The sequence below is a fragment of the Pedobacter yulinensis genome, assembly GCF_003029735.1.
In the GTDB taxonomy this organism is placed as follows: Bacteria; Bacteroidota; Bacteroidia; order Sphingobacteriales; family Sphingobacteriaceae; genus Pedobacter; species Pedobacter yulinensis.
In genome coordinates this window covers 91,630-105,970 of record NZ_KZ686270.1, presented here as the reverse complement: position 1 = coordinate 105,970, position 14,341 = coordinate 91,630, and the positions used below count along the sequence as shown (strand labels likewise).

Sequence of the window (14,341 nt, the reverse complement as noted above, 5' to 3'; positions counted from 1 at the left end):
GCTAATCCTTATTTTTCATAGGCAGGTGAAACCAGTGGAAGCCATCGCGGGCAATCAGCGCCTCGGCTTCTTCAGGGCCCCAGCTGTCGGCCGGGTAATTCGGAAAATTGAGCGACTTTTTGCTTTCCCAGGTATTGATGATTGGCATAACCAGTTCCCAGGCCGCCTCAACCTGGTCGCCGCGCATGAACAGGGTCTGATCGCCGGTCATTGCGTCAAGCAGCAGGGTCTCGTAAGCTTCCGGACTGTCGGTATCATAGGTGCCCTTGTAATCGAATACCATATCGACCGGGTTTAGCACCATGTTTACACCCGGGCGCTTGGCCTGTACCTGGAGGCGTATGCTCATTTCGGGCTGAATGCTGATAATGAGCCTGTTTTGTTGCCAGTTTTCGGTAACCTCCGGACTGAAAATGTGGTGGGGAACGTCTTTGAACTGGATGGTAATGAGTGAAGAGGTTTGGTTGAGCCGTTTCCCCGTGCGCACGTAAAACGGAACGCCCTGCCAGCGCCAGTTGTCAATGTGGAATTTAACGGCCGCAAAGGTTTCTGTATTTGAGTGCGGATCAACGCCGGCTTCTGAACGGTAGCCGGGAACTTCTTTGCCTTCTACCCAGCCCTTGCTGTACTGCCCGCGTACGGTGCCGAAACGAATGTCTTCAGGAGAGAACGAACGCATGGCTTTCAGTACCTCAACCTTGCGGTCGCGAATCTCATCTGCATCGAAGCTGATGGGCGTTTCCATCCCGATCAGGCAAAGCAGCTGCAACAAATGGTTCTGGATCATGTCGCGCAGGGCGCCTGCACCCTCATAATAACCGCCGCGATCGCCCACACCGAGTTGCTCAGTAACCGAGATCTGCACGTGGTCAATAAAAGAACGGTTCCAGAGCGGTTCGAACAGTGAATTGGCAAAACGGAAGGCCATCATGTTCTGAACGGTTTCTTTACCCAGGTAATGATCTATGCGGTAGATCTGCTTTTCGCTGAAAATTTTGCTCAGCAGGGTATTCAGCTCTTTTGCGGTTTCAAGGTTGTGCCCAAAAGGCTTCTCGATCACAATGCGGCTGTTGTCTTCATCCTGTGCAAGCTTATATTTCTGAAGGCATTCGGCAATGATGGGGAAAAAGTTGGGGGCTACGGCCAGATAAAAAATGATCTGTGCGTTGCCGCCGAACTCTGCCTGTTTTTCCTCGATCTGGGCTTTCAGGTTTTCGAAGGTCTTCGGCGTGTTGAAATCGGTAGGGCAGTAGTACAGGTTAGCTGCGAATTCGCCCCATTTCTTTTGCTCTGCCTTACCGGTACGCGAAAACTGGCTTACCGCTTCTTCGAGCGTAGTACGGAATTTAGAGTCGGCGATTTCCTTGCGGCCCGTGCCAATAATGGCAAATTGCCGGGGCATGAAGCCTTCCAGGAATAAGTTGTAAAGCGCCGGACAAAGTTTCCGCTGGTTGAGGTCGCCGGTGCCTCCGAAGATGACAAATATCGTGGGCTGTGTGGAGTGTTTTTGTGTCATGTTTCGCTATAAGTTGTTCCAGTTGGCGTGGAAGGTGCCTTCACTGTCTATGCGTTCAAATGTATGTGCGCCGAAGAAATCGCGCTGGGCCTGGATCAGGTTTGAGGGCATTCTTGCGGTGCGGATGGTATCGAAATAGGTAAGCGCCGAACTGTATGCCGGCAATGCCATGCCTGACATGGCGGCATCTGCGATGAGCTGGCGCAGCGCGGGTGATGCGGCCGAGATCTTGCCGGCAATCTGCGGATCGAGGAACAAATGTTCCAGGCCGCCGTCGCGCTGGTAGGCCTGGTAAATATCTTCAAGAAATGCAGCCCGGATGATGCAGCCACCACGCCAGATTTTTGCAATTTCTGCCAGATCCAATTCATATTCATATTGCCTGGAGGCCTGCCAAAGCAAGTGCATGCCCTGCGCGTAAGCGGTGGCAACCGCAAAATAAAATGCCTGCTCCAGCTGTTCCGGGCTGATGGAAGACTTGCTGCTGCTGTGCTCCGGGTAACGTTCGGCCAGCGTGCTGCGCAAGGACTTGTATTTGGAAAGGTCCCGGTTCGAAACCGCCTCATTGATGATCGGTACAGGCAGCTGAAGGTCCATGGCTATTTCAGAGGTCCATTTGCCAGTTCCTTTCGAACGGGCTTCATCCTTGATCATATCGACCAGGTCATTGCCGGTCTTGTCGTCTTTAAACAGGAAAATTTCAGCCGTGATCTCGACCAGGAAAGATTGCAGCGGTCCTTTGTTCCAGTTGGCAAAAGTTTCGTTGATCTGTTTGTTGTCGTAACCAAATCCGTGTTTCAGAACCTGGTAGGTTTCGGCAAGGAGCTGCATGATGGCATACTCGATGCCATTGTGGGTCATCTTGACAAAATGCCCGGATGCGCCAGGCCCGATGTAGGTCACGCAGGCATCGTTGCCCACCTTGGCCGCAACGGCTTCAAGAATTTCGCGAACTTCGGCGTACGCTTTTTTATCGCCGCCTGGCATCATGCTGGGACCGAAACGTGCACCTTCTTCTCCGCCCGATATGCCCATTCCGAAGAAATGAAGACCGTCTTTAGCCAGTTCCTCGACGCGCCGGGTGGTGTCAGTGAAATAAGAGTTTCCGCTGTCTATGATGATGTCACCTTCAGAAAGCAAGGGTTTCAGTTCCTGGATCACATTGTCTACGATCTGCCCGGCCGGCACCAGCAGCACGAGCGTGCGTGGCGTTCTCAGCGAGCCGACAAACGATTCCAGATCGGCAAAGCCTTTCAATTGATGCTCTTTCCCCTCTTCTTCGAGTTTTGCCAGCATTTTTGGGTCCTTGTCGTAACCGGTTACTGCAAAACCTTTGTCGGCCATGTTCAGCAACAGGTTGCGTCCCATGGTTCCCAGCCCGATCATGCCGAGCCGGTATTGTGAATTGGTGGTACTCATTATTACGCGGTATTAGTTTCGCGCCAAAAATAGACTTTACCGATCAATAATGCTAGGAAATACAGGCAGAGAATGGACAATATTTCTCGCCGCTGACTTTATTTTTCTGCCGGATAATTTGTGAACACATCATATTTTTCGCTTGCAGACCACAGGCGGGCGCCTCCTTTAATGCCGTCGCGGTTTGAAACAATGCGGATATTTTGATCCAGTTCAAAGTCCAGGTGTTTTGCGTTCCCGCCGCCTATGTACAGGGTGTCATAGTTAAACACTGTCTGGTAAACACCAATGACCCGTTTTACGCGCTTGTTCCAGCGTTCCTTGCCGATCTCCTGCATGGTCTTTTTGCCAAGGTAATCATCGTAATCTTCGGTCTTGCTAACCGGCATGTGTGACAATTCCAGGTGAGGCAGCAACTCCCCGTCGTATACCAGCGCGGTGCCAAAGCCGGTTCCAAGGGTAAACACGATCTCGAAGCCCTGGCCACTTACCAATCCCAGGCCCTGCTGGTCTGCATCGTTGATGAGCCTGACCGGTTTGCCGAAAAGATCTGCAACTTCCTGTGCCAGCGGATAGTCTTTCCAGCTGTCTTTGCCCAGGTTAGGAGCGGTCTGTACCCGGCCTTTTTTTACATAACCCGGAAAACCCATCGAAATGCGGCCAAACCCCGATCCAAGTTCTTTCGTCAGCTCCCTGATGCCCTTGATCACATCTTTTGGCGTAGCCTCTTTGGGAGTAGGCGTTTTTACGTATTCAGAGACCGGTTCTCCGGCCAGGTTCAGGATGGTCGCTTTCAGGCTGGTTCCACCAATATCGATGGTCAGGATGTTTTGCGCTTCTGGGTGCTGGGTGTTCATGGGCTGTTGATATGTTCCGCTAATTTATCACAATTAAAATCGTAACAGGAAAGCCTTTTTCCACATTAGCGCCCCTGTTGTTTTTTACTGGGCAGTAACTGCACTGGAACAGCGCAAATTGCCGGCAAGCTTTCGGCATTGGCAAATTTTTGATATACTTGTGTTGAACCTTGAGCAGATCGTGCGGCCCCTTCAGTGTTCCACCGAACCTCAAACCTGATAAAATAATAAAACCATTTAGCAACCTATTAATTAACCTGATGCACCTCAAACTCAATCAGACCCTTGGCATGCTTTTGCTTGCCACCAGCTTATGCGCACAGGAACGGCGCGCGCCGGCCTATCCGCTCATTACACACGATACCTATTTCAGCGTGTGGTCGAATACCGATAAGCTGAACGAATCGACCACGGTTCACTGGACCGGTTCGGCACAATCATTACTCGGCTTTGTCAAAGTAGACGGAAAAGTGTACCGTTTCCTGGGCGCAGAGCAGAAACAGTATGTTCCCGTGTTGCCCTCTTCTGAGGAAGGAGAGGCCGTGTTCAGTTACACCGAGTCGCAGCCTGCCGCAAACTGGCAAAGCAGCCCGGCTTCGGGCTGGAAAAGTGCCCGCGCTCCCTTCGGAGATGACCGCGCGTCTAAAACCGCCTGGCGCTCTGCAAACCTTTGGCTGAAGCGTGATTTCCAGCTTACTGCGGCACAAACCAGAAAATTATTTGTAAAGCTCGATCATGACGATAACGTAGAAGTGTACCTGAACGGCCGGGAAATTTTTCGGAAAGAAGGCTGGACCAACAACAAGTACATCTACATTCCGGTACCCGAAGGCACGGCCAGGCCCGGTAACAATACCCTGGCCATTCATGTAGCCAATACAGCGGGTGGGCGCAAGCTGGATGCAGGCCTGGTAACCGAGGCACCAGCTCCCGGAGCGCCGGTGGCGCTGGCTGAGCAGCGTGGGGTCAATGTATCGGCCACCAAAACCACTTATGCTTTTCGCTGTGGCGGAATTGATCTGGATCTTGATTTCCTGTCGCCGCTGTTGCTTGAAGACCTTAACCTGGTGTCCCGTCCCATTTCTTATGTCAATTACCAGGTGCGTGCCAACGACGGCAAGACACACCAGGTACAGGTGCTTCTCAGCACCTCGACAGATCTGGCCGTAAACCTTGCGTCGCAACCGGTCCAGGTAAGCAGGGGCAATGCAGCCGGCGTATCGTTCCTGAAAGCCGGGACCCGGGAGCAGCCCGTTCTGGCCAAAAAAGGCGATGACCTGCGCATAGACTGGGGTTACCTGTATGTCGCCTTGCCGCAGGGCGCCAAAGCACGGCAATCGGTTAGCCTTGCCGGTAATGCGCTTGCTGCTTTTAACAGCACTGCGGCCGACCTTACATCCGGAAAAAGCCTTGCCCTCAATACCACCTGGGACCTCGGGGCGGTAGGAGCCACAGCCAGGGGCAACATGCTCATGCTGGGTTATGACGACATCGAGGCTGTGGAATACTTCGGCAAACGCCTCCGGGCATACTGGAATACCCGCGGCGACAAACGTTTTGAAGAAGAACTCGGCGCAGCGGCTAAAGCCTACAGCGCGTTGAAGAGCCGTTGTGCCGCTTTTGACGACAACCTGTTCAAGCAGGCGAATGCTGCCGGTGGCCGCGAATATGCCGGCTTGTGTGTGCTGGCCTATCGACAGGCCATATCAGCACATAAACTGGTCAACAGTCCGGAAGGGGAATTGCTGTTCATGTCAAAAGAGAATTTTAGCAACGGTTCAATTTACACGGTAGACGTGACCTATCCCTCAGCGCCGATGTTCCTGCTTTATAACCCGGAGCTGGCCAAAGGCCTGCTGAACGGGATCTTCGCCTACAGCGAAAGCGGCCGGTGGAAAAAACCTTTTGCGGCGCATGACCTGGGGACTTATCCGCTGGCAAACGGCCAAACCTACGGTGAAGATATGCCGGTAGAAGAATCGGGGAACATGCTCATTTTGACAGCAGCAATTGCCCGTGCAGAAGGCAATGCAGACTATGCCCGCAAACACTGGAAGACACTCGGCATTTGGGCTGACTACCTGAGCAGGGAAGGCCTTGACCCCGCGAACCAGCTGTGTACCGACGACTTTGCCGGCCACCTGGCGCGCAACGCAAACCTTTCTGTAAAGGCCATTGTTGCCCTGGGCGCCTACGGCTGGATGGCCGGACAACTCGGCGAGAAGGAGACGGCTGACAAATATACCGCAATGGCCAAATCGTATGCGCAAAAATGGATGGCCATGGCCGACGACGGCGACCATTACGCGCTTACCTTCGATAAAAAAGGAACCTGGAGCCAAAAATACAATCTGGTATGGGATAAGCTGCTGAAACTAGACCTCTTTCCACGCGAGGTGTATCAAAAGGAGATCCGTTATTACCTTGGCAAACAGAACGAATTCGGCCTCCCGCTAGACAGCCGTAAAACCTATACCAAGTCTGACTGGATCATCTGGACTGCCGGACTGGCGGCAGACCGCAGTGATTTTCTGAAACTGGTCAAGCCGGTTTACAAGTTTGCGGTTGAAACACCAAGCCGTGTGCCGCTGAGCGACTGGCATGAAACCACCGACGGTAAACAGGTTGGTTTCCAGGCGCGCAGTGTTGTTGGTGGCTATTTCATTAAAATGCTGGAAGAAAAGTGGCAGAAATAAGCCTGTGAAATACTTTAAGATGTAAACTTAAATTGTCCGGAATAGTCCGGCAATCTGGCAAAGCGGGCTATGGATCTTCATAGCCCGCTTTTGTAATGGCTTTGCTCTATAATATGTTGGTCCGGCGCCTCATCATGTTGGGGCAACCAAAATGAGTCAGACCCGGCGCTGCCCCAACCCATAAAAAGCAGTGCCGCTTTACCGGGCGACTTTTTCTAAAGCCCGCGTCAGCGTTTCCATGGCTTTGGTGAAACGGGCTTTGACGGCTTCGCGTTGCTGCGCATCTGTCAGTTTCTCCAGGTGGAAACTCAGGGTAGAACGGTCCTCATATTTTCCCGGCATGACACGGATCTGGAGCAGCCCCTTATTTTCCCAGTTTTGTTCCTTGTAATCCATTCTTACGTGCGAGTAATCTTTCCACACCCGCACTTTCAGTTCCCGGCCCTGATCTGAGGAAAAATTTTCGGCAGAACGCAGGGCCCCGGTGTGTTTACCAAGCCAGCAATCAATACCTTCAGGCGAAAAAATAAAGTCCCACAGCGCAATAACCGTTAGGTCAAACGTCTTGCGGATGCCATAGTTAAAGCCAACCGATTTGGTTTGACCAACAGGGTTCGTTGTTTCCATACTTAAACATGAATGCGTAATTTACATTCTGAGACCGGAACAAAATGTTCCCATCTGCGGTTTGTCATAATTGAAATGAAGAAGAATATAGTCCCCTTTTTTGTGGCCTGTCTGGCATTGTCGTGCAGCACCACCGCTTTTTCCAGGCAGCAGCACAGCAATGACCCCGTCAGGCCCGGCGAAAGTCTGAAACTGGTTAGCCGGAAATTTGCTTTCACGGAAGGCCCCGCCATGAACCGGAAAGGCGAGATCTTTTTTACAGATCAGCCCAACAACACGATCTGGAAATACGGGCTCGACAGTACCTTATCCTTGTTCATGGACAAAGCCGGTCGTGCCAACGGCCTTTTTTTTGACCGCAAGGGGAACCTGATCGCCTGTGCCGATGAAAATAACGAACTTTGGTCCATTGCGCCCGATAAACGCGTCACCGTGCTGCTGAACAATGATGAAGGGCGCCGGTTCAATGGGCCCAATGATGTCTGGGTCGACCCGCAGGGTGGAATCTGGTTCACCGATCCTTATTACCAGCGCGACTACTGGACCCGTCAGGCTCCCGAACTGAAACACCAGGGCCTGTATTTCCTGGCGCGGGGTTCCAGGCAAGCCAGGCTTGTTGATACGGCTTTCACCAAGCTCAATGGCCTGATCGGTACACCTGATGGCAAAATGCTGTACGTAACAGATCTCGGGGGTGGCAAGACATACTGCTACGACATTGCCGCACCCGGCGCGCTGCGCAACCGCAGGCTGTTTGCAGCAAAAGGCTGCGATGGCATGACGCTCGACAACCGCGGAAACCTGTACCTGAGCGGGAAAGGCGTTACCATTTACGACAAATCGGGAACCCTGCTGCGGCACATCGACGTGCCCGAAGACTGGACGGCAAATCTCTGTTTCGGAGGCAAGGACAAGGACTTACTTTTCATTACCGCCAAACAAGCCGTTTATACGCTGAAGATGCGGGTGAAGGCAGCCGAGTAACTCATGGCCGGCCGGGCAGTTCGATCGCGGCACGGTCGAATGCCCTGCCAAGAATGCTGACAGCCTCACGCAGTTCCTGCTCGTTCATGGAGGCGAAACCCAGCCTGACAAAGGGTTGCTGGCTGTGGTCGGCAAAGTACCCCTCGCCACTGCCTACGTGCAGGCCCATTTCTAGCGCTTTTGCGGTAACCCTGGCCGGGCTCACGCCGTTCAGGTATTCGACCCATATGGCGAGGCCCCCGTCAGGCACCCGGAATCGAATTTTTCCTGCCATTTCGGTTTCCAGCAGCCTGCAAAGCAGGTCGCGGCGCTCGTGGTAAATTTTATTCATTTTTTTCAGGTGCCGCCCAATGTCGCCGTTTTTCAGCATGTTCGCAATCGCTTCTTCGAGCAGCTGTTCGCCCTGCCGGTCTATCATTTTGCGCAGAATAGCCATTTGGTTGATAAGGTCGGGCGGTGCGACGACAAAACCGATCCTGATGCCGGGAGCGATCGTTTTGCAAAATGAACCGATGTACACCACGCTGCCCGAAAAATCAGCGCTGGCAAGGGGGAGGATCGGACTGCTGCTGTAATGGAAATCATAATCGTAATCGTCTTCAAAGATTGCGAAGCGGTGTTTCCTGGCCAGTTCCAGCAAGCGCATGCGCCTTTCCGGACTCAGGCTAACCGTTGTAGGCATGTGGTGGTGTGGGATGACATAAATTGCCCTGACTGGTTGCTGCCGGCACAGTGCCTCTACCGCGTCGAGGTCCATGCCCTGCTCATCGACCGGTACGCACAGCACGCGCGCGCCGGCATGCCTGAACACCTCGTTCGCCCCATCAAAACCGGGATCGGCCACGATGATAACATCATTTGGCTTAAAAAGCACCTGCGAGAGCAGGTAAAGCGCCATCTGCGCGCCCTTGGTAATGATAATGTGCTGCGGCCGCACATTCAGACCACGTGTTTTTGCCAGGAAATGCGCCAGTTCAGTGCGGAGGTTTTCCGAGCCGCATACCGGTCCGTACATCAGGTATTTTGGGGTAAACTGATAACCTGCAAACCGGCGGTACTCCCTGATCAGCAGTTCGACCGGTGCGAGGCGCGTGTCGGGAAAGCCATCGTTAAAGTTCAGGTGCTGATCAGCCTTGGCCAGACTTGACATTCCGTTCGGAAAAAGCCCCTGATCAAGTTCAAAATGGCTGTGCGCCGGGTATGATGGCACAATGCTGCCGTTCGGCATGGGCTGCGGACTGATTTCGGGCAATTCATGCGCCACAAAAATGCCCTTACGGGCCACTACGTTCACCCAACCCTGCGCATACAGCTCATCGTATGCAGCAATGGCGGTCTTGCGGTGCACGCCAAGCCCGGCGGCCAGTTGGCGGCTGGCCGGCAAGGCTGCACCCGGCTTAAGACTCCCTGAACGGATGCGGCAGATGATCGTATTCGCGATCTGCAGATAAACAGGAACGCTCAGGTTTTTGTCGATTTGAACGGTTTGAAAAAGCAGGGACATCTGGACTATTGGGTTTATAAAGTCTGGACTATAAAGATAGCCCAAACCAGCCGTAATTTTGGGGACCGAATTAAAAAAACGATGACACCGAATCTTAAACCGAAAGCAGCCACCTTATACATAGTGATTGCGTTTGCTATTGTCTACGTAGTGTGGGGTTCCACTTACTTTTTTATACGGATGGCCGTAGAAGGGTTTCCGCCCATGCTGATGGGAGCGGTCAGGTACATTCTGGCAGGTTTGCTGCTGCTCGGCTGGTGTGCCCTCAGAAAACAGCCGATCTGGAATTTCCGGGATGTGATTAATTCCGGAGTTGGTGGCATCCTGATGCTGTTCATTGCAAATGGCATCGTGATCTGGGTAGAGCAGGTGCTGCCAAGCGCCATGGTTGCCATCATGGTGTCTGCCAACCCGGTTTGGCTGGTGGTGCTTGACAAGGCCAACTGGCGCGTCAACCTGCGCAATCCGGCCACGCTGCTCGGGCTCATTACCGGATTCGCGGGCGTGTTGCTTTTGTTCGGCCAGGAACTTGGGCAACAAACCGCTCACGTAACAGCTGGTTATTTTCAAGGCATCATCCTCCTTGCCCTGGCCCCGGTTGCCTGGGCTGCCGGATCGCTCTGGTCGAAAGGCAAAACAAGCAATTCGCCGGTAAGCGTCAATACGGCCTGGCAAATGATCATTGCGGGCCTGGCCTTTCTTCCCATGTCGGCCCTGAACAACGAATTTGCTGCTTTTGATGCACAGGCTGTGCCGCTCCGGTCCTGGCTGGCTATCCTTTACCTGATCCTGTTCGGCTCGATCGCTGCCTTCAGTTCTTACGTATGGTTGCTGAAAGTCAGGTCGGCCACACAGGTGGGTACCCATTCGTACGTAAATCCCGTTATCGCGGTGTTGCTTGGTGTCTTTTTCGCCGGGGAGCACATTGGATTCTGGCACATCGCCGGCCTGGTTGTTATCCTGTTCAGCGTGTTGCTGATCAACCTGGACAAGTACCTGAAACGTTCCTTACAGGGTTCGCCGGGACGCAGTCCCTTCAACTGGATGCGCAGGCGCAGCAGGACAACCACCTGCGTAGAATAATTCCAGACATGAGCATATGGCGTGTGCATCTGCTTACTTTCGGCCTGCGGCCGGCATGATCAGCCGGTCTGCAGAAAGGCTCCCAGCGCCCTTCAGCAACACGATCAGCGCAAGTCCGATAACCAGCAGGTGATACTCGAAACCTTCACCTTTCTGGTTGCCGAACCAGTTCATAAAAAAACCAAATTGCAGGTGCTCAAGCAGGATAATGCCCGTAAAGAGCGCAATGGTAGCCAGGGCCCAGCAGCGCGCGGCCAGTCCGGCCAGCAGGCAAAGCGATCCGGCAAACTCGGTAATGATGACCATGAGCCCCACAAGCCAGGGCAGGTGCAGCTGGGTTGTGAAAAAATGCATTTCTTTTTCAAATCCCGGCCCGTTAAACCAGCCGAATACCTTTTGCGCACCATGCGGAAAAATAATCAGCCCAAGGGTTAGCCTGGCAATGACAGCACCGGCGTCGCGGCCGGTAGCAAACAGCAGTTTGTTCATATTCTTTTTTTGAACAAAGAACGTGTTGCCCGAAAGACGCGCAGTTAATGTAGTTTAAGAAATCAACGCGCCAGCAATTTCCGTTTAAGTATGCTCAGAAAAACCGGCGTTATGCCCAGATATGCCGCAATATGCTTCTGGGAAAGTCTTTGCTCAAGCTGCGGGTAATGTGCCAGAAAGCGCTGGTAGCGCTGCGCTGCGGTATGGGCCAGGCCGTCAGCAATGCGCTGTTGCTGCGCTACATATGCGTTCTGCAGCAGCATTCTGAAGAACCGCTCAAATTTCGGCACCTGCTGGTAAAGCATTTCCAGCTGCGTTTTGCCGATTTGCAGAACCTCGGTGTCTTCCAACGCTTCGATATAACAGGTCGCCTGGCGCTGGGTCAGGAAACTGTGCAGGTCACTGACCCACCAACCCTCACTGGCAAACAGCAAGATGTGCTCGAACCCGTTTTCGTCAATGGTATAAGCACGCAGGCAGCCTTTGGTAACAAAACTTTCGGCACGGCTGATCTCGCCAGGGCGCAGCAGAAAACCTTTTCTCGGAATCCGATGCGGTACCAGCAACGCGCGGAAAATGATTGTCTCTGTGGGTGTTAGTCGCACATGCCGGGAAACGTGTTCAGCGAGCAGGTTGAAGGCGGGTTCTGGGATCATGATGCTAAGCTACGAAAGAAACAGCCTGCCGGCAATCGGGCAGCTTACGCCATGCAGGATACAGCCTCATTCATGTCGGTTTTTTACAAGTCTCTTGCGCAGAGAGCACGTAATTTGCGGCCCGCTCCTCAACCTGAAAACCATGAAAACAATATTGAGCTTATACAAACGTGCTTATACTGGCCTGTCAAGAGACAGCTGGCTGCTGAGTGCCGTGATGCTCATTAATCGCTGCGGAACCATGGTGGTGCCTTTTTTATCGATCTACTGCATTCGCGAGCTCGATTTTACTGTAACCCAGGCGGGCATCCTGTTGGGGATTTTCGGCGCAGGCGCGATTATCGGAAGTTTTCTTGGTGGCAAACTGACCGACTGGATCGGTTTTTACGATGTACAGGTGGGCTCTATGCTGCTTGGCGGGGCACTTTTTGTGGCAGTTAGTTTTTTGCGATCCTTTGAGGTCATGGCTGCAGGCATCCTGATTCTGAGTATTTGTAATGAAGCTGTGAGGCCGGCCAATACGGCTGCTGTAGCGGCCTATAGCGATGCCGGCTCGACCACGCGCGCCTTTTCCCTGAACCGCCTGGCCGTCAACCTTGGCTGGTCGGTAGGCGGGGGCATCGGCGGCCTGCTGGCCTCGATTGATTACAGCCTTATTTTCTGGGTAGACGGCTGTACCAACGTTTTCGCCGCCCTGCTGCTGCTAAAACTTATGCCCCGCCGTAAATCTGCCGCTCCGCAGACTGTATCAGGAAAGGCATCTGGTAAAAGCGCATACCGAGATGGCCTGTTTCTGATTTTTATCCTGGTCATGTTATGTTATGCCTCCAGTTTTGTCCAGTTCATGGTTATCCAGCCAGTTTTTTACAAGCTTGAATGGGGTTTTGATGAGCGGTTCATTGGCTTTTTACTTGCGCTGAACGGGCTGATCATTGTCTTTATCGAGATGGTACTGGTTCAGCGCCTTGAGAACTCACGGCATCCGCTCGTATTTACAACAGCAGGTATTTTGCTTTCTGCGCTGGGTTTCCTGTGCATCAATGTTTTCCCGGCGGGAAAATCGAGTGCCATCTTGGTTGTGTCCCTGATCACTTTTGGCGAAATACTGGCCCTGCCGTTTATGACAACCTTTTGGGTGGCGCGAACCACAGCACAGAACCGGGGCAGTTATGCAGGTATCTTCGCCATGGGTTGGGCAACTGCGCAGATCATCGGGCCTTCCGCTGGCGGCCTGGTCATAGGCCGCTATGGCTTCCCGGCCCTCTGGTGGATCCTCTGTGCCCTTTGCACGTTTGCTGCTGTAGCCTATTATGTGCTGTATCACCTGCGGTTTCGCCGGGATGACACTGGTGCTTCTGCAGCCTAATTCTGCTTGGTAACATTCGCCGTGGGCATTGAAACTTGCGGGTCAAAACGCCTGCGTTAAGGATGCTGTTCATGAGATAAATTTCGCGAAAATAGCCTGGGCGGCCAGGCATAATGAAAGCACGCTACACATGCTCGTGCCAGGCCGGCCAGCCCTCAGAGCGCGCAATCCATCTGGATATCGCAGCGTTCATATGGTGTGCTGCGGCCGCTGATCTTCCGGAAACCGAGTTTTTGATACAGCCCGATCGCAGGCTTCAGGCGGGTGTTGCTTTCCAGGTACAACTTATGGGCGCCAAGTTCCCGGGCCTTTGCTTTAATGGCCTGACCGAGCAGAAAGCCAATGTTTTTACCCCGGGCCTCTGGCGAAACAGCCATTTTAGCCAGCTCGAACTGGTAGTCAGGATCGTCCATGCGAATAAGGGCGCAAACCCCGATGGGATCGCCGTTGTAACAGGCCACCAGAATGTGACCGCCTTTTTTTAAAATATAGCCTTCGGGATCGCCCAACGCACGCCGGTCTGCTTCCTCGATTTTGAAATAGGCAGAGATCCAGGCTTCATTCAGCTCCCGGAAAACCTCCCGGTGCGCAGGTGTATAGTCAATGATCGTCACCTTGCCGCTCTCCCGCATTTTCCTTGCTTCTGTAACCCGCTGCAACAGGCTTTTTTGCTCCAGCAGGTATTCCCACTCGCCGAGGGCGGCCCACAGGTCGTTATTGGTCTGTGCGCTCAATTGCCCGATCGCCTGTTCCACATCCAGGTACTGATCACTGATCCGTTCGGCGATCTGCCGCCCTTGTTCCGTAAGCCGAATCCGCGTGCGGCGCCCGTCGCGCGGATCCGGCATTTCTTCAGCCAGGCCGGCGGCCTTCATTTCGCGGACTATTTTGCTTACAGAAGGGTGGGAGTGCCCGATAGCTCTTGCAGCTGCTGTGATGGTAAGCGAATCCTGCTGGCTCAAGACATAAAAAACCGGAAACCATTTTGGATGGAGGTCAATACCATATTGTGCGTATATCCTCGCCGAGTCGCGCGTAATGGTCTCGGTAAGCATACGCAGGCGGCTGCCGAGCGCAATCCTGCCCAATTGTTCGAATAATTTGTTCATAATTACGTAATTGGTTACATAAATATAATCAGGTT

At 53.1% G+C, this 14,341-nt stretch carries 12 protein-coding genes; 4 read left to right on the top strand and 8 right to left on the bottom strand.

Going from position 1 to position 14,341, the window contains the following annotated elements; genetic code table 11:
• Window position 1 precedes the first annotated feature (1 nt).
• The 3 genes from zwf to C7T94_RS14910 all read right to left on the bottom strand — a co-directional run bounded on the left by zwf (window position 2) and on the right by C7T94_RS14910 (window position 3,792).
• On the bottom strand, window positions 2-1,516 hold the full coding sequence (gene zwf, locus C7T94_RS14920; RefSeq protein WP_107216215.1) for a glucose-6-phosphate dehydrogenase: 1,515 nt from the start codon (window positions 1,514-1,516) through the stop codon (window positions 2-4).
• 6 nt (window positions 1,517-1,522) lie between these two features.
• On the bottom strand, window positions 1,523-2,935 hold the full coding sequence (gndA, locus tag C7T94_RS14915) for an NADP-dependent phosphogluconate dehydrogenase (protein ID WP_107216214.1): 1,413 nt from the start codon (window positions 2,933-2,935) through the stop codon (window positions 1,523-1,525).
• A 98-nt stretch (window positions 2,936-3,033) separates the two neighbouring features.
• Window positions 3,034-3,792, bottom strand: coding sequence for an ROK family protein (locus C7T94_RS14910; protein ID WP_107216213.1), 759 nt, complete (start codon window positions 3,790-3,792; stop codon window positions 3,034-3,036).
• A 260-nt stretch (window positions 3,793-4,052) separates the two neighbouring features.
• Between C7T94_RS14910 and C7T94_RS14900 the strand changes: the two genes are divergently transcribed.
• Entirely contained in the window at window positions 4,053-6,488 is a 2,436-nt protein-coding gene (locus C7T94_RS14900) for a glutaminase family protein (RefSeq protein WP_107216211.1), read from the top strand.
• Between the two features lie 198 nt (window positions 6,489-6,686).
• Here the strand turns inward: C7T94_RS14900 and C7T94_RS14895 are convergent, their stop codons facing one another.
• The gene (locus C7T94_RS14895) at window positions 6,687-7,115 is read right to left on the bottom strand and encodes an ATPase (protein ID WP_107216210.1); all 429 of its coding nucleotides are present in this window, start codon (window positions 7,113-7,115) and stop codon (window positions 6,687-6,689) included.
• Between the two features lie 75 nt (window positions 7,116-7,190).
• Here C7T94_RS14895 and C7T94_RS14890 point away from each other — a divergent pair, with 75 nt between their 5' ends.
• Window positions 7,191-8,099, top strand: coding sequence for an SMP-30/gluconolactonase/LRE family protein (locus C7T94_RS14890; protein WP_107216209.1), 909 nt, complete (start codon window positions 7,191-7,193; stop codon window positions 8,097-8,099).
• Between the two features lies 1 nt (window position 8,100).
• On the opposite strand, the gene pdxR is transcribed toward C7T94_RS14890, so the two are convergent.
• Window positions 8,101-9,603, bottom strand: a complete 1,503-nt coding sequence (gene pdxR / locus C7T94_RS14885) for a MocR-like pyridoxine biosynthesis transcription factor PdxR (protein WP_107216208.1) — start codon at window positions 9,601-9,603, stop codon at window positions 8,101-8,103.
• Window positions 9,604-9,684: 81 nt separating this feature from the next.
• Between pdxR and C7T94_RS14880 the strand changes: the two genes are divergently transcribed.
• Window positions 9,685-10,686, top strand: a complete 1,002-nt coding sequence (locus C7T94_RS14880) for an EamA family transporter (protein WP_107216752.1) — start codon at window positions 9,685-9,687, stop codon at window positions 10,684-10,686.
• Window positions 10,687-10,719: 33 nt separating this feature from the next.
• Here the strand turns inward: C7T94_RS14880 and C7T94_RS14875 are convergent, their stop codons facing one another.
• Both C7T94_RS14875 and C7T94_RS14870 read right to left on the bottom strand, forming a co-directional pair.
• Window positions 10,720-11,175, bottom strand: a complete 456-nt coding sequence (locus tag C7T94_RS14875; RefSeq protein WP_107216207.1) for a DoxX family protein — start codon at window positions 11,173-11,175, stop codon at window positions 10,720-10,722.
• A 62-nt stretch (window positions 11,176-11,237) separates the two neighbouring features.
• The gene (locus C7T94_RS14870; RefSeq protein ID WP_107216750.1) at window positions 11,238-11,831 is read right to left on the bottom strand and encodes a Crp/Fnr family transcriptional regulator; all 594 of its coding nucleotides are present in this window, start codon (window positions 11,829-11,831) and stop codon (window positions 11,238-11,240) included.
• A 142-nt stretch (window positions 11,832-11,973) separates the two neighbouring features.
• Between C7T94_RS14870 and C7T94_RS14865 the strand changes: the two genes are divergently transcribed.
• Entirely contained in the window at window positions 11,974-13,197 is a 1,224-nt protein-coding gene (locus C7T94_RS14865) for an MFS transporter (RefSeq protein WP_162618723.1), read from the top strand.
• Window positions 13,198-13,352: 155 nt separating this feature from the next.
• On the opposite strand, the gene C7T94_RS14860 is transcribed toward C7T94_RS14865, so the two are convergent.
• Window positions 13,353-14,306: a bifunctional helix-turn-helix transcriptional regulator/GNAT family N-acetyltransferase gene (locus C7T94_RS14860; RefSeq protein ID WP_107216205.1), complete on the bottom strand. Its 954-nt coding sequence runs from the start codon at window positions 14,304-14,306 to the stop codon at window positions 13,353-13,355.
• Window positions 14,307-14,341: the final 35 nt, after the last annotated feature.

Excerpts from the sequence above, each read along its gene's own strand:
- C7T94_RS14860 (WP_107216205.1), bottom strand. The coding sequence starts at position 14,306 with ATGAACAAATTATTCGAACAATTGGGCAGGATTGCGCTCGGCAGCCGC.
- C7T94_RS14900 (WP_107216211.1), top strand. The coding sequence starts at position 4,053 with ATGCACCTCAAACTCAATCAGACCCTTGGCATGCTTTTGCTTGCCACC.
- C7T94_RS14870 (WP_107216750.1), bottom strand. The coding sequence starts at position 11,831 with ATGATCCCAGAACCCGCCTTCAACCTGCTCGCTGAACACGTTTCCCGG.
- C7T94_RS14865 (WP_162618723.1), top strand. The coding sequence starts at position 11,974 with ATGAAAACAATATTGAGCTTATACAAACGTGCTTATACTGGCCTGTCA.
- C7T94_RS14895 (WP_107216210.1), bottom strand. The coding sequence starts at position 7,115 with ATGGAAACAACGAACCCTGTTGGTCAAACCAAATCGGTTGGCTTTAAC.
- zwf (WP_107216215.1), bottom strand. The coding sequence starts at position 1,516 with ATGACACAAAAACACTCCACACAGCCCACGATATTTGTCATCTTCGGA.
- C7T94_RS14910 (WP_107216213.1), bottom strand. The coding sequence starts at position 3,792 with ATGAACACCCAGCACCCAGAAGCGCAAAACATCCTGACCATCGATATT.
- pdxR (WP_107216208.1), bottom strand. The coding sequence starts at position 9,603 with ATGTCCCTGCTTTTTCAAACCGTTCAAATCGACAAAAACCTGAGCGTT.
- gndA (WP_107216214.1), bottom strand. The coding sequence starts at position 2,935 with ATGAGTACCACCAATTCACAATACCGGCTCGGCATGATCGGGCTGGGA.
- C7T94_RS14875 (WP_107216207.1), bottom strand. The coding sequence starts at position 11,175 with ATGAACAAACTGCTGTTTGCTACCGGCCGCGACGCCGGTGCTGTCATT.
- C7T94_RS14880 (WP_107216752.1), top strand. The coding sequence starts at position 9,685 with ATGACACCGAATCTTAAACCGAAAGCAGCCACCTTATACATAGTGATT.
- C7T94_RS14890 (WP_107216209.1), top strand. The coding sequence starts at position 7,191 with ATGAAGAAGAATATAGTCCCCTTTTTTGTGGCCTGTCTGGCATTGTCG.